Below are 14,788 nucleotides of genomic sequence, written 5' to 3'. Positions count from 1 at the left end.
GACAGGAATATGAAACTCGAGTTTTCAGTTTATCGTTATAACCCGGACGTAGACGATGCTCCGCGCATGCAGGATTACACCCTGGAAGCGGAAGAGGGTCGCGACATGATGCTGCTGGACGCGTTAATCCAGCTGAAAGAGAAAGACCCGTCGCTGTCGTTCCGCCGCTCCTGCCGTGAAGGGGTTTGTGGCTCCGACGGTCTGAACATGAACGGGAAAAATGGTCTGGCGTGCATCACGCCGATCTCCGCGCTGAATCAGCCGGGTAAGAAAATTGTTATCCGTCCGCTGCCAGGATTACCGGTTATCCGTGATTTGGTGGTAGACATGGGGCAATTCTATGCACAATATGAGAAGATTAAGCCTTACTTGTTGAATAATGGGCAAAATCCTCCGGCTCGCGAGCATCTGCAGTCGCCAGAGCAGCGTGAGAAACTCGATGGTTTGTATGAGTGTATTCTCTGCGCATGTTGTTCAACGTCTTGCCCGTCGTTCTGGTGGAACCCGGACAAGTTTATCGGCCCGGCCGGCCTGCTGGCCGCGTATCGCTTCCTGATCGACAGTCGCGATACCGAAACCAGCGAGCGCCTCGAAGGGCTGAGCGATGCTTTCAGCGTATTCCGCTGTCACAGCATTATGAACTGCGTCAGTGTGTGTCCTAAGGGGCTGAACCCGACGCGCGCCATCGGCCATATTAAGTCGATGCTGCTGCAGCGCAGTGCGTAAGTAACCCGGTCTGCCCCGGATGGCGCTAGAGCTTATCCGGGCTACCAAAAGCAGTCGCCCCGGCAGCGTTCGCGCCGCCGGGGGATATAGCAGGAAATCTTTAAAAACCGCCAAATATGTACCAGTAATCAAGGCGTTCAGAGCGAGGTAAGGCGGCAACTGAACGCATCTCCGGGAGCATAGTGAACTATGTGACCGGGGTAAGTGAAGGCAGCTGACGCAACCGCAGCCTGAACGCCGAAGATTAATGGCAGTTTTTAAAGGTTCCTTAGCGGACGAAACCACAACTCATCCGCAACAAGTGAACCCCGGCACGTACAACTTCTGTGCGTGGTAGTTTCTACGGCGAAATAAGCATATAAATGCTTAAGGGATCACGATGCAGAACGGCGCAATGAAAGCCTGGCTGGACTCTTCTTACCTCTCTGGTTCGAACCAGAGCTGGATAGAACAGCTCTATGAAGACTTCTTAACCGATCCTGACTCTGTTGACGCCAACTGGCGTTCTATGTTCCAGCAGTTACCTGGCACCGGAGTCAAACCGGATCAATTTCATTCCAAAACGCGTGATTATTTCCGCCGCCTGGCGAAGGATGCCTCGCGTTACACTTCTTCGATTTCCGACCCTGACACCAATGTGAAGCAGGTTAAAGTCCTGCAGCTCATCAACGCATACCGCTTCCGTGGTCACCAGCATGCGAATCTCGATCCGCTGGGACTGTGGCAGCAAGAGAGAGTGGCGGATCTCGATCCGGCTTACCACGATCTGACCGAGGCCGATTTCCAGGAGATCTATAACGTAGGTTCTTTTGCCATCGGTAAAGACACGATGAAGCTGGGCGATCTGATCTCTGCCCTGAAGCAAACCTATTGCGGCTCCATCGGCGCGGAGTATATGCACATTACTTCTACCGAAGAAAAACGCTGGATCCAGCAGCGTATCGAGTCGGTAGCAGGCAAAGCGAGCTTTAGCGCCGAAGAGAAAAAACGCTTCCTGAGCGAGCTGACCGCGGCGGAAGGCCTCGAACGCTACCTCGGGGCGAAATTCCCGGGCGCGAAACGCTTCTCGCTGGAAGGCGGCGATGCGCTGATCCCGATGCTCAAAGAGATTATCCGCCACGCGGGTAAGAGCGGCACCCGCGAAGTGGTGCTGGGCATGGCGCACCGCGGTCGTCTGAACGTACTGGTCAACGTGCTGGGTAAAAAACCGCAGGACCTGTTCGACGAATTTGCCGGTAAACATAAAGAACACCTCGGTACCGGTGACGTGAAGTACCACATGGGCTTCTCGTCCGACATGGAAACCGAAGGCGGCCTGGTGCACCTGGCGCTGGCGTTTAACCCGTCGCACCTGGAAATCGTCAGCCCGGTGGTTATCGGCTCCGTACGCGCTCGCCTCGATCGTCTCGACGAACCGAGCAGCAACAAAGTTCTGCCGATCACCATTCACGGCGACGCCGCGGTCACCGGCCAGGGCGTGGTTCAGGAAACCCTGAACATGTCCAAAGCTCGCGGTTACGAAGTGGGCGGTACCGTACGCATCGTGATTAACAACCAGGTGGGATTCACCACGTCTAACCCGCTGGATGCGCGTTCTACCCCGTACTGCACCGACATCGGTAAGATGGTGCAGTCGCCGATTTTCCACGTCAACGCCGATGACCCGGAAGCGGTCGCTTTCGTGACCCGCCTGGCGCTGGATTTCCGTAATACCTTCAAACGCGATGTCTTCATTGACCTGGTGTGCTACCGCCGTCACGGCCACAACGAAGCCGACGAGCCGAGCGCAACCCAGCCGCTGATGTACCAGAAAATCAAAAAGCATCCGACCCCGCGCAAAATCTACGCTGACAAGCTGGAAGCCGATAAGGTCGCGACGCTGGAAGACGCTACCGAGCAGGTTAACCTCTACCGCGACGCGCTGGATGCCGGCGAATGCGTGGTGCAGGAGTGGCGTCCGATGAACATGCACTCCTTTACCTGGTCCCCATACCTCAACCACGAGTGGGATGAGAGCTATCCGGACAAAGTTGAACCTAAGCGTCTGCAGGAGCTGGCGAAACGCATCAGTACGGTGCCGGAAGCCGTTGAGATGCAGTCGCGCGTCGCGAAAATCTATGGCGATCGTCAGGCAATGGCCGCCGGCGAGAAGCTGTTCGACTGGGGCGGCGCGGAAAACCTCGCCTACGCCACGCTGGTCGATGAAGGTATTTCGGTGCGTCTGTCCGGCGAAGACTCCGGGCGCGGGACCTTCTTCCACCGCCACGCGGTGATCCATAACCAGAAAAATGGTTCAACCTATACGCCGCTGCAGCACGTCCACAACGGTCAGGGCCATTTTAAAGTCTGGGACTCCGTGCTGTCGGAAGAAGCGGTCCTGGCGTTTGAATACGGCTATGCCACCGCAGAGCCGCGTACTCTGACCATCTGGGAAGCGCAGTTCGGCGACTTCGCCAACGGCGCGCAGGTGGTTATCGACCAGTTCATCAGCTCCGGCGAGCAGAAGTGGGGCCGTATGTGCGGTCTGGTGATGCTACTGCCGCACGGCTACGAAGGCCAGGGGCCGGAGCACTCCTCCGCGCGTCTGGAACGCTATCTGCAGCTCTGCGCCGAGCAGAACATGCAGGTTTGCGTACCGTCCACGCCGGCGCAGGTTTACCATATGCTGCGTCGTCAGGCGCTGCGCGGTATGCGTCGCCCGCTGATCGTCATGTCGCCGAAATCGCTGCTGCGTCACCCGCTGGCGGTATCGAGCATGGACGAACTGGCTAACGGCACCTTCCAGCCGGCAATCGGTGAAATCGACGATCTCGACCCGAAAGCCGTGAAGCGTGTTGTGCTGTGCTCTGGTAAGGTTTATTACGACCTGCTGGAACAGCGCCGCAAGAAAGAGCAAAAAGATGTCGCTATCGTTCGCATAGAGCAGCTCTACCCGTTCCCGCACCAGGCGGTACAGGAAGCGCTGAAACCGTATGCGCACGTGCATGATTTTGTCTGGTGTCAGGAAGAACCGCTCAACCAGGGCGCGTGGTACTGCAGCCAGCATCACTTCCGTGAAGTGATTCCGTTTGGGGCCTCTCTGCGTTATGCAGGCCGCCCGGCCTCCGCCTCTCCGGCGGTAGGATACCTGTCCGTTCACCAGAAACAGCAACAAGATCTGGTCAATGACGCGCTGAACGTCGATTAATTAAAGGATACATAATGAGTAGCGTAGATATTCTGGTTCCCGACCTGCCTGAGTCCGTAGCTGACGCAACGGTTGCCACCTGGCATAAAAAACCGGGCGATGCGGTTGTTCGTGACGAAGTGCTGGTAGAAATCGAAACTGACAAAGTGGTACTGGAAGTACCGGCTTCAGCGGATGGCATTCTGGACGCGGTCATTGAAGACGAAGGCGCCACCGTGCTCTCTCGTCAGATCCTCGGCCGCCTGCGTGAAGGCAACAGCGCGGGCAAAGAGTCCGGCGCGAAAGCCGACGCCAAAGAGTCTACTCCGGCCCAGCGCCAGCAGGCTTCTCTGGAAGAACAAAACAACGATGCGCTGAGCCCGGCGATTCGCCGTCTTCTTGCGGAACACAGCCTCGACGCGGCGGCCATTAAAGGCACCGGCGTTGGCGGCCGCCTGACCCGCGAAGACGTGGAGAAGCATCTGGCGAGCGCTCCGGCTAAAGCTCAAGCCCCGGCGGCTGCGCCCGCTGCAGCTGCTCCGGCTCCGCAGCTGGGCCACCGCTCGGAAAAACGCGTGCCGATGACCCGTCTGCGCAAACGCGTTGCCGAGCGTCTGCTGGAAGCGAAAAACTCCACCGCCATGCTGACGACCTTCAACGAAGTCAACATGAAGCCGATTATGGATCTGCGTAAGCAGTACGGTGACGCGTTTGAAAAACGTCACGGTATCCGCCTGGGCTTCATGTCCTTCTACGTGAAGGCGGTCGTGGAAGCGCTGAAACGCTATCCGGAAGTGAACGCCTCTATCGATGGCGACGACGTGGTGTACCACAACTATTTCGACGTCAGCATGGCGGTCTCCACGCCTCGCGGCCTGGTCACCCCGGTTCTGCGCGACGTCGATCTGCTGGGCATGGCGGATATCGAGAAGAAAATTAAAGAGCTGGCAGTAAAAGGCCGCGACGGCAAGCTGACCGTAGACGACCTGACCGGCGGTAACTTCACCATTACCAACGGCGGCGTATTCGGTTCTCTGATGTCCACGCCGATCATCAACCCGCCGCAGAGCGCGATTCTGGGTATGCATGCCATCAAAGATCGTCCGATGGCGGTGAATGGTAAGGTGGAAATTCTGCCGATGATGTACCTGGCGCTCTCCTACGACCATCGTCTGATCGACGGACGTGAGTCGGTTGGCTACCTGGTTGCGATTAAAGAGCTGCTGGAAGACCCGACTCGTCTGCTGCTGGACGTGTAGTCAGCAAGAGTATGACCTACCGTAGGCCGGGTAAAGCGCGCGAGCGCCATTATCAGGCCTACAGGTTTATAATTATTCCCTGAAGGATGGACTGAACACATGAACTTACATGAATATCAGGCAAAACAACTCTTTGCCCGCTATGGCTTACCGGCGCCGGTGGGTTATGCCTGTACTACTCCGCGTGAAGCAGAAGAAGCCGCTTCAAAAATCGGCGCGGGTCCGTGGGTAGTGAAATGTCAGGTTCACGCTGGTGGCCGCGGCAAAGCGGGCGGTGTGAAAGTAGTGAAGAGCAAAGAAGACATTCGCGCATTTGCTGAACACTGGCTGGGCAAACGCCTCGTCACCTATCAAACAGATGCGAACGGCCAGCCGGTTAACCAGATTCTGGTTGAAGCGGCGACCGATATTGATAAAGAGCTGTACCTGGGCGCGGTTGTTGACCGTAGCTCCCGTCGCGTGGTCTTTATGGCCTCTACCGAAGGCGGCGTGGAAATCGAAAAAGTGGCGGAAGAGACCCCGCACCTGATCCACAAAATCGCCATCGATCCGCTGGCGGGTCCGATGCCTTACCAGGGCCGCGAACTGGCGTTCAAACTGGGTCTGGAAGGTAAACAGGTTCAGCAGTTCACCAAAATCTTTATGGGCCTGGCGACCATTTTCCTTGAGCGCGACCTGGCGCTGATCGAAATCAACCCGCTGGTGATCACTAAGCAGGGCGACCTGATCTGTCTCGACGGTAAACTGGGCGCTGACGGCAACGCGCTGTTCCGCCAGCCGGATCTGCGCGAAATGCGCGACCAGTCGCAGGAAGACCCGCGCGAAGCTCAGGCGGCGCAGTGGGAGCTGAACTACGTCGCGCTGGACGGCAACATCGGCTGCATGGTTAACGGCGCGGGCCTGGCGATGGGTACCATGGACATCGTTAAGCTGCACGGCGGCGAACCGGCTAACTTCCTCGACGTTGGCGGCGGCGCAACCAAAGAGCGCGTCACCGAAGCGTTTAAAATCATCCTCTCTGACGACAACGTAAAAGCGGTTCTGGTTAACATCTTCGGCGGTATCGTACGCTGCGACCTGATTGCCGACGGCATCATCGGCGCGGTAGCCGAAGTGGGCGTTAACGTCCCGGTAGTGGTTCGTCTGGAAGGTAACAACGCCGAACTGGGCGCGAAGAAACTGGCTGACAGCGGCCTGAATATTATTGCAGCGAAAAGTCTGACGGATGCAGCTCAGCAGGTTGTTGCCGCAGTGGAGGGGAAATAATGTCCGTTTTAATTAATAAAGATACCAAGGTTATCTGCCAGGGCTTCACCGGTAGCCAGGGTACATTCCACTCTGAACAAGCCATCGCTTACGGTACGCAAATGGTTGGCGGCGTAACGCCGGGCAAAGGCGGCACCACCCATCTGGGCCTGCCGGTGTTCAACACCGTGCGCGAAGCGGTAGAAGCGACCGGCGCAACCGCATCCGTTATCTACGTTCCGGCGCCGTTCTGCAAAGACTCCATCCTGGAAGCTATCGATGCAGGCATTAAGCTGATTATCACCATCACCGAAGGCATCCCGACGCTGGATATGCTGACTGTGAAGGTGAAGCTGGATGAAGCGGGCGTGCGCATGATCGGGCCAAACTGCCCGGGCGTGATCACCCCAGGCGAATGCAAAATCGGCATCATGCCGGGCCACATTCACCAGCCGGGTAAAGTGGGCATCGTTTCCCGTTCCGGTACCCTGACCTATGAAGCGGTTAAGCAGACCACTGATTACGGCTTCGGCCAGTCCACCTGCGTGGGCATCGGCGGCGACCCGATCCCGGGCTCTAACTTCATCGATATCCTGAAGCTGTTCCAGGAAGATCCGCAGACCGAAGCGATCGTCATGATCGGTGAGATCGGCGGTAGCGCGGAAGAAGAAGCGGCCGCTTACATCAAAGATCACGTGACCAAACCGGTTGTCGGCTACATCGCCGGCGTGACCGCGCCGAAAGGCAAACGTATGGGTCACGCGGGCGCCATCATTGCCGGTGGTAAAGGGACGGCGGATGAGAAATTCGCCGCGCTGGAAGCCGCTGGCGTGAAGACCGTTCGCAGCCTGGCCGATATCGGCGAAGCGCTGAAAACCGTAATTAAGTAATAAGTAAAAAAACAGCCCTGACGTTCTGCATGGTTAAGGGCTGGTCCAATTTCGACATGGTTGGCCATCTGATGATGGCCTTTTTTTTGCCTGCCACTGCGCCATCAGGCGTTACGCCGTTTTCGCCCGCGATTTCATGCCGTTTAATCATATTCATCTGCGCAAATGAGATTATTTTTTGCGTCCGGCATCATCCTTTTTATCCGCGCTATTTTGCATATTAAGTGCTTGCAAAAGGCGGTGGGGAATAATGTGGTGCGAAAGAAAATGCATGAACAATGGGAGAGCTTTAGCTCGCTGGCAGCGCTTTTTTCGCGGGCTACCGGGCTGGAGACCACGGTGATTGAGGCGAATGACAATCGATTACCTGCTGGCTATGGTGGGTTAAATTTCTTTGCCTTACCGCTGATTCAGGACAATACATTATCCGGTTATATTATTTGCGACCATCATAACGCGACCGACAACCAGCATCGGGCGGCGGCGATACGATTACTGCATTTTATCGTTAATAATATGTCTGCGATTGCAGAAAACAGTGAAGTGGACGAGAAACCGTTGTGGCATAAGAGAGAGTTTTATTATTCGCAAAAATCGTCGCATGAAATAAAACTGCTGTCGGCATTACGCTATATTGATGAAAATTTATATGGTGAGCTGTCTTTAGAGGCCGTCGCCGCTCACGTTTGTTTAAGCGCAAATTATTTTAGTCGTTTTTTTAAAAAACGCCAGGGGGTGAATTTTAAAGTCTGGGTTAATCAGCGCAAAATGCAGCGTGCCGGAGAACTGCTTGGCGATCCGTCATATTCGGTAGACAGCGTAGCGCGTAAGCTTCAGTTTGCGCAAACCAGCTACTTTTGTCGGGTGTTTCGCGCCGCTCATCGCACCAGCCCGCAGTCGTTCCGCGATCGGCATCTCGCAGCCGCTTCACGGTAAGTCGATTAGCCGCCGTTTTATCGTTAATACAGATTTTTCCTGGAGCGCTCATAATGTGTGGCCGATCGCGGAAAAATTTTCATTTATGCTCACCAGCGGGCAATTAAATTTCATCGTCTCATCGACTGACTTCGCAAATAAACAAGTTAATGTGAAAAAATATTGACAACTTATTGCTGTTATTTGCATGGCAATCACATTGTTTAAATTGTGTTTATTGTAGTGCCTGGGTATTATTGGTTATTATTTGATCAATAACAGTGTGCATTTATCATGGAATAGATCAATGACATCTGAAGGTAAAATAAAATATAACACCCGGGGCTAATCTGATGTCCTTGCGCGCTTTTTTTATCTATTAAACAATTTTTTGCACGCCGTAAATGGAAGACGTTATGAGAGGAAAAATCCCCAAAACTGAATTACTGGTGACCTTTGAGGTTGTGGCTCGCCACGAAAGTTATACTCGGGCAGCGGAAGAGTTGGCTTTAACACAAAGCGCCGTGTTCCGACAGGTCACGGCGCTGGAGGATTTCCTCCATACGTCATTATTTAATCATGCTAAAAAAAGGATTTTTTTAAATGCGGCTGGCAAGCATTATTTGACTATCGTTAAGGAAACGCTTAACAAACTGGAACGTGATACCAACTCCATTATGACATGGCAACCGACGGTGCAGGTGCTTGAGCTGGCCGTCAATCCTACCTTTAGCACCCACTGGCTGATCCCCAACCTGCGCGAGTTTAATAAATTACATCCGGGCATTATCGTTAATATTCATTCGCTGGCTAATATTGGCGATTTTCTTAGCCGCGAGTACGATGCCGCCATTATGCGCGAGGATTTTTGCTCGCCGTGGGCGGAGGTTGAGTATCTGTTCGAAGAGGAAATTCTGCCGGTGTGCGGCTGCGGGCTGCTGTCCGAACCCGGGCAGAAGCTGGCGGTCGAGGAGCTGCTGGGCGAGTTTCCGCTGCTGCATCAAAGCACGCGAATTCACGGCTGGCAGGAGTGGTTTGCGCTGTCGAATATCACCAGCCCGCAGATCAACATCGGTCCGCGTTTTGACCTGCTCTCAATGCTGATTGCGGCGGTGCGTTCGAACCTGGGGGTGGCGCTGCTGCCGCGTTTTGCCATTCAGCATGACCTGGATAGCGGTGAGATGGTGATCCCCTGCGATGTGCCGATTCGCACCGGCAACCGCTTCATTATGACGTGGCAGGAGGATAAAGCGGAATCCCGACATTTACAGGTATTCCGCGAGTGGCTGCTGCAAAAATCGGTGGTCTCGGCAGCCTGACGGCGCGTTATCCGGGCCGCAGACGGCGGTGCCGGGCGCAGAGCGGCATCATCTCCCGGAGGCGATGCTGCGCATCTGTCCGGGCTACCGGCCCGCAGACGGCGGTGAACCTGTAGCCCGGGCAAGGCGCATCAAGCGCCGCCCCCGGGAGCATAGCGCAGAGTGGCTGAATTTCCCGGAGGCGATGCTGCGCATCTGTCCGGGCTACCGGCCCGCAGAACGCTGTGAACCCGTAGCCCGGGCAAGGCGCGTCGAGCGCCGCCCCCGGGAGCATAGCGCAGAGTGGCTGAGTTTCCCGGAGGCGATGCTGCGCATCTGTCCGGGCTACCGGCCCGCAGAACGCTGTGAACCCGTAGCCCGGGCAAGGCGCGTCGAGCGCCACCCCCGGGAGCATAGCGCAGAGCGGCTGAATTTCCCGGAGGCGATGCTGCGCATCTGTCCGGGCTACCGGCCCGCAGAACGCTGTGAACCCGTAGCCCGGCTAAGCGCAGCGCGAGCCGGGTAAAACTACCAGTCGATTCCCACCTGCGCCTGAATACCGCTGTCAAAGGCATGCTTCACCGGACGCAGCTCACTAACCGTATCGGCAAGCTCCAGCAGCCGGGCGTGGCAGCCGCGGCCGGTGACAATCACGTTCTGCCGCGGCGGACGATTCTCTATCGCCGCGATCACTTCCTGAGTATCCAGATAGTGATACGCCAGCATATAGGTAAGTTCATCCAGCACCACCAGATCGTAGCTCGGGTCGGCCAGCATGCGCTTGCACTCCTGCCATACGGCCGACGCCGCCTCGATATCTGCCTCCCGGTTTTGCGTTTCCCAGGTAAAGCCGGTGCCCATAATGTGAAACTCAACGCCGAGCGGATGCAGCGTGTTGTACTCTCCATTATCCCACTGACCTTTAATGAACTGGGCAGCACCGACGCGCTTACCGTGGCCGACGGCGCGCGTTGCCGTACCGAAGGCGGCGGTGGATTTACCTTTGCCGTTGCCGGTGAAGACGATCAGAATGCCTTTTTGCTCCGTTGCCGCCGCCACGCGGGTAGCAACCTGCGTTTTCAGCTTCTGCTGGCGCTGACGATGGCGGTCGGGATTGCCTCGCGCGTGCATAAATGCTCCTTAGTGTCCTGCCGGACAGGTGGCGCAGCGGTGCTGCTGCTCGAACTGGCTAAAGAAGTTGTTGCCTTTGTCGTCAACCAGCACAAACGCGGGCAGATTTTCGACTTCCATCATCCATACCGCTTCCATGCCCAGCTCCGGATACTCCAGGCAGCGCAAACTTTTAACATACTGCTGCGCCAGCAGGGCCGCCGCGCCGCCGATGCTGCCGAGATTAAAGCCGCCGTGTTTATGGCAGGCCTCGGTCACCTGCTGGCTGCGGTTGCCTTTGGAAAGCATGATCAGACTGCCGCCCGCCGCCTGGAAAGCGTCAACATACCCATCCATGCGTCCGCCGGTGGTGGGGCCCAGCGAGCCGCAGGCCAGATTATTCGGCGTTTTCGCCGGGCCGGCGTAGTAGACAATATGCTTGCGCATATACTCCGGCATCGGTTCGCCGTTATCCAGACGCGCTTTGATTTGGGCATGGGCGATGTCGCGGGCGACGACAATCGGACCGCTCAGCGATAGCCGGGTGCCCACGGGCAGGGCTGACAGGTCGTGGAGGATGTCGCGCAGCGGCCGGTTCAGATCGAGCTGGACGGTCTGCGCCCCGTTTTCTATGCGCTGAGAATCAGGGATAAACTTGCCCGGGTTATGTTCCAGCTTCTCCAGCCAGATGCCGTGTTTGTTGATTTTGGCTTTGATGTTTCGGTCGGCGGAGCAGGAAAGCGCCATTGCGATAGGGCAGGAGCCGCCGTGCCGCGGCAGGCGAATCACGCGAATGTCGTGGGCGAAGTATTTGCCGCCAAACTGTGCGCCGATGCCGAACTCGCGGCTGGCTTTGAGCAGCGCCGCTTCCAGCGACGTATCGCGAAACGCCTGGCCCAGTTCGTTTCCGCTGGTGGGCAGATTGTCGTAATATTTTGTCGAAGCCAGCTTCGCCACCTTCAACGCCTGGTCCGCCGACAGGCCCCCCACGACAAAGGCGATGTGGTACGGCGGGCAGGCGGCGGTGCCCAGCGCCTTCATTTTTTCAATCAGGAAGGCGGTGAGTTTTTCCGGCTGCAGAATAGATTTTGTTTCCTGAAATAGCGCGGCTTTGTTCGCCGAACCGCCGCCTTTATTGACGAAGAGGAAGCGGTACTCGCTGCCCGGCACCGCGCTGATATCAATCTGCGCGGGCAGGTTGGTCTCGGTGTTGACCTCGGTATACATATCAAGGGGAGCATTTAGCGAATAGCGTAAATTGTTGTCCTGAAAGGTGGTGTAGATGCCCTGACTCAGAGCTTCCGCGTCGTTACCGCCGGTCCAGACGTTCTGGCCTTTGCTCGCGACGATGGTGGCGGTCCCGGTATCCTGGCAGTTTGGCAGCACGCCTTTTGCCGAGACTTCGGCGTTGCGCAGCAGCTGTAGCGCCACGTATTTATCGTTGCCGCTGGCCTGCGGGTCGTGCAGGATGCTGGCGATCTGCTTTAAGTGCCCGGCGCGCAGGAAAAACGACGCCTCATAAAATGCCTGCTGAGCCAGCAATGTTAACGCTTCCGGCGCAACCTTGATGACCTCTTCTCCATCTAACTCTGTCACCTTAACATGTTGATTCGTTAGCAGTTCATATTCGGTATTATCGTTGCTCTGAACAAAAAGTTCCTGCCAGACAAAGGGTTTCGACATTTTACTTCTCACTATTTCGCTAAAAAGAGATTGGCCCGCGTCGCATTCGCGACGTACTCGATGGTCTGCTGGGCGCGGACGCTGTTGCCGGCTGCATCCAGCGGAGGGGAGTAGACGGCGATAGCGTATTGCCCGGGAACGACGGCGACCATTCCGCCGCCAACGCCGGATTTTGCCGGGATACCGACGGTGTACAGCCATTTGCCGCTGCCGTCGTACAGCCCGGCGATCGCCATTTCCGCCAGCACCTGCGGGACGTAGCTGGCGGTGAGCAGCTGCTTGCCGTTGAACGGTGATTTGCCATTGTTGGCGAGTACGGCCCCCATTTTGGCGAGCTGCTCAACGGTGATATCCACCGAACACTGACGGGTGTAGATTTCGACGGCTTCCTGAGGGTCGCCATAGAAGCTGCGGTATGAATTCATCAGCATCGCCAGCGCCTGGTTATGCTGATTGGTCTCCATTTCGGATTGAAATACCGGCTCGTTAACGCTCAGGGAGCTGTCGGCCCAGGCGTTGAGGTTGTTGAGAATGTTGTTCCAGCGGTCGGTTTTGTCTTTCGCCGCAATCAGGCTCACGGTGCTCATGGCGCCGGCGTTGACTAACGGGTTCTCCGGCGCGCCTTGCGTAAGCTCCACGGCTAAGCCGGAATTGAAGGGCAGGCCGGTCGCGTTCGCGCCGAGTTTATCCAGCACCTCCTGCGGCCCGCGCTGCTCCATCGCCAGCGCCAGGGTGAAAACTTTACTTAAGGATTCCATCGGAAAGGCTTTTGTCACGTCGCCGGTCTGGTAAATTTTGCCTTCGACCGTCGCGAGCGTAATGGCGAAATTATTCGGGCTATAGCTCGCCAGGGCAGGGATATAGTCGGCGACTTTACCGTCGTGGTTACTCTTATATTTCTGATGCGCCTGCTCGATAATGCTGGCGTAGTCCGGCGCGCTTTGCGCCTGCGCGGCGGCGCTAAACAGTAAGCTGGCGGTTAAGATGCAGGTGCCAAGGAATTTCACGTTCATGGTGTGTCCCGTTGGGATGATTGGAGGGAACCGGGCCGGACGTATCCGGCCTGGGGCTCATAGCCATTTTGCTGTCAGGACATCGCCACTTCTGACGTTTCGCTGGCAGGGCGCTCCTGCTCCGGTTTTTTGACCGGGGCGGTGCCGCGGCAGCCTTCTCCGTAATGCTCGCCTTCCCAACGGCCAACGATGGCGGCGCCCATGGCGTTACTCATCACGTTGGTGGCGGAGCGACCCATATCGAGGAACGGGTCGACGCCCATCAGCAGGATCAGGCCCGCTTCCGGAATGTTGAACTGGTTCAGCGTCGCGGCGATAACCACCATTGAGGCGCGCGGCACGCCCGCCATCCCTTTGGAGGTCAGCATCAGGATCAGCAGCATGGTGATCTGCTCGCCCATGCTGAGGTGGACGTTACAGGCCTGGGCGATAAACACCGTGGCGAACGAGCAGTAGGCCATGGAGCCGACCAGGTTAAAGGAGTAACCGATGGGCAGGACGAAGCTGGCGATTTTGGAAGAGACGCCGAATTTTTCCAGCTTATCGAGGGTTCCTGGGAAGGCGGCTTCTGAGCTGGATGTGGTGAAGGCCAGCAGCGCGGGCTCGAAGATCGCTTTGGTCAGACGGCTGATACATGGGCCGACAATCACCGTCGACAGGCCAATCAGGATTGCCCACAGCATGCCCAGCGTCAGGTAGAACTCACCCATAAAGATCCCGGCGCTGACCATCACGCCAAGACCGCGCTCGGCAATCAGCCCGGAGATGGCGGCGAAAACGGTCAGCGGTGCGAACAGCATGACGTACCCTGTGAGCTTCAGCATCACGTGGACCAGCGAATCGAGCACCTTCACAATGGGCTCGGCTTTTTCGCCGATCGCCGCCAGGCTGCAGCCGAGGAAAATAGAGAACACCACGATTTGCAGAATTTCGTTGCGCGCCATCGCATCAACGATGCTGGTGGGTACCGCGTGCGAGATAAACACTTTCAGGGTGAAGGGCTCGGACTGAACGGCGGCCACGGCTCCGGCATCGTGGGGGACAAAGTTGATGCCCGCGCCTGGCTGGAACAGATTGACGATCACCAGACCCAGCGCAATCGACAGCAGCGAGGCGCAAATAAACAGGAAAAAGGTTTTAGAGAATATACGCCCGAGCGTTTTCGCATCGCCCATTTTGGCGATGCCGACCACCAGCGTTGATATTACCAGCGGGGCGATAATCATTTTTACCAGGCGTAAAAATATAGTGGTAAAAATGGAAATATCCTGCGCATAGGATTTTGCTGTATCTGCTGATGCCATATTATTAATGATCACCCCGGCAATCATGCCGAGTATCAGGCCTAATATGATCATTTTGGTTAAACTTATTTTTTTCATATTTACTCCATCGGAACAGGGTTAGTCGGTGAAGTGGTGTAGGGCGGCGTACGCCTGCGCCAGGCAGCAGCGCAGACGTACCCCTGTGGTGACCAACCGCA

Annotated in this window: 11 protein-coding genes and 1 pseudogene; 8 read left to right on the top strand and 4 right to left on the bottom strand. The window is 56.5% G+C overall.

Going from position 1 to position 14,788, the window contains the following annotated elements; genetic code table 11:
- Positions 1-9: 9 nt before the first annotated feature.
- The 8 genes from sdhB (at position 10) to CDA56_RS17180 (ending at position 10,025) form a co-directional block, all read left to right on the top strand.
- Positions 10-726, top strand: coding sequence for a succinate dehydrogenase iron-sulfur subunit SdhB (sdhB, locus tag CDA56_RS17215; protein WP_004130526.1), 717 nt, complete (start codon positions 10-12; stop codon positions 724-726).
- A gap of 379 nt (positions 727-1,105) precedes the next feature.
- Complete coding sequence (sucA, locus tag CDA56_RS17210; protein WP_004130528.1) at positions 1,106-3,913, top strand: 2-oxoglutarate dehydrogenase E1 component; 2,808 nt, start codon at positions 1,106-1,108, stop codon at positions 3,911-3,913.
- Between the two features lie 14 nt (positions 3,914-3,927).
- A complete protein-coding gene (gene odhB / locus CDA56_RS17205; RefSeq protein ID WP_049071821.1) occupies positions 3,928-5,151 on the top strand; it encodes a 2-oxoglutarate dehydrogenase complex dihydrolipoyllysine-residue succinyltransferase in 1,224 nt (407 codons plus the stop codon).
- A gap of 99 nt (positions 5,152-5,250) precedes the next feature.
- Positions 5,251-6,417 carry an ADP-forming succinate--CoA ligase subunit beta gene (sucC, locus tag CDA56_RS17200; RefSeq protein WP_004848923.1) on the top strand — a complete coding sequence of 389 codons (1,167 nt, stop codon included), beginning with the start codon at positions 5,251-5,253 and terminating at the stop codon, positions 6,415-6,417.
- Positions 6,417-7,286 carry a succinate--CoA ligase subunit alpha gene (gene sucD / locus CDA56_RS17195; protein ID WP_004100288.1) on the top strand — a complete coding sequence of 290 codons (870 nt, stop codon included), beginning with the start codon at positions 6,417-6,419 and terminating at the stop codon, positions 7,284-7,286. Before sucC ends, sucD begins: the two co-directional genes overlap by 1 nt.
- Before the next feature lie 165 nt (positions 7,287-7,451).
- Entirely contained in the window at positions 7,452-8,222 is a 771-nt protein-coding gene (locus CDA56_RS17190; RefSeq protein ID WP_057173518.1) for a helix-turn-helix transcriptional regulator, read from the top strand.
- A 395-nt stretch (positions 8,223-8,617) separates the two neighbouring features.
- Positions 8,618-9,520, top strand: a complete 903-nt coding sequence (locus tag CDA56_RS17185; protein WP_004848928.1) for a LysR family transcriptional regulator — start codon at positions 8,618-8,620, stop codon at positions 9,518-9,520.
- A gap of 64 nt (positions 9,521-9,584) precedes the next feature.
- Entirely contained in the window at positions 9,585-10,025 is a 441-nt protein-coding gene (locus tag CDA56_RS17180; protein ID WP_103814138.1) for a hypothetical protein, read from the top strand.
- A 2-nt stretch (positions 10,026-10,027) separates the two neighbouring features.
- Here CDA56_RS17180 and cobO read toward each other — a convergent pair whose 3' ends face one another.
- The 4 genes and pseudogenes from cobO to CDA56_RS17160 all read right to left on the bottom strand — a co-directional run.
- A complete protein-coding gene (gene cobO, locus CDA56_RS17175; protein WP_032748761.1) occupies positions 10,028-10,630 on the bottom strand; it encodes a cob(I)yrinic acid a,c-diamide adenosyltransferase in 603 nt (200 codons plus the stop codon).
- 9 nt (positions 10,631-10,639) lie between these two features.
- Positions 10,640-12,292 carry a class I fumarate hydratase gene (locus CDA56_RS17170; RefSeq protein WP_103814140.1) on the bottom strand — a complete coding sequence of 551 codons (1,653 nt, stop codon included), beginning with the start codon at positions 12,290-12,292 and terminating at the stop codon, positions 10,640-10,642.
- A gap of 11 nt (positions 12,293-12,303) precedes the next feature.
- Positions 12,304-13,305, bottom strand: a complete 1,002-nt coding sequence (gene glsA / locus CDA56_RS17165; RefSeq protein WP_014228450.1) for a glutaminase A — start codon at positions 13,303-13,305, stop codon at positions 12,304-12,306.
- A gap of 103 nt (positions 13,306-13,408) precedes the next feature.
- Positions 13,409-14,687, bottom strand: a pseudogene (locus CDA56_RS17160) (dicarboxylate/amino acid:cation symporter); the annotation flags it as partial.
- Positions 14,688-14,788 lie beyond the last annotated feature (101 nt).

It is taken from the genome of Klebsiella michiganensis, from assembly GCF_002925905.1.
Taxonomy (GTDB): Bacteria; Pseudomonadota; Gammaproteobacteria; order Enterobacterales; family Enterobacteriaceae; genus Klebsiella; species Klebsiella michiganensis.
This window is presented reverse-complemented; position numbering and strand designations above follow the sequence as displayed.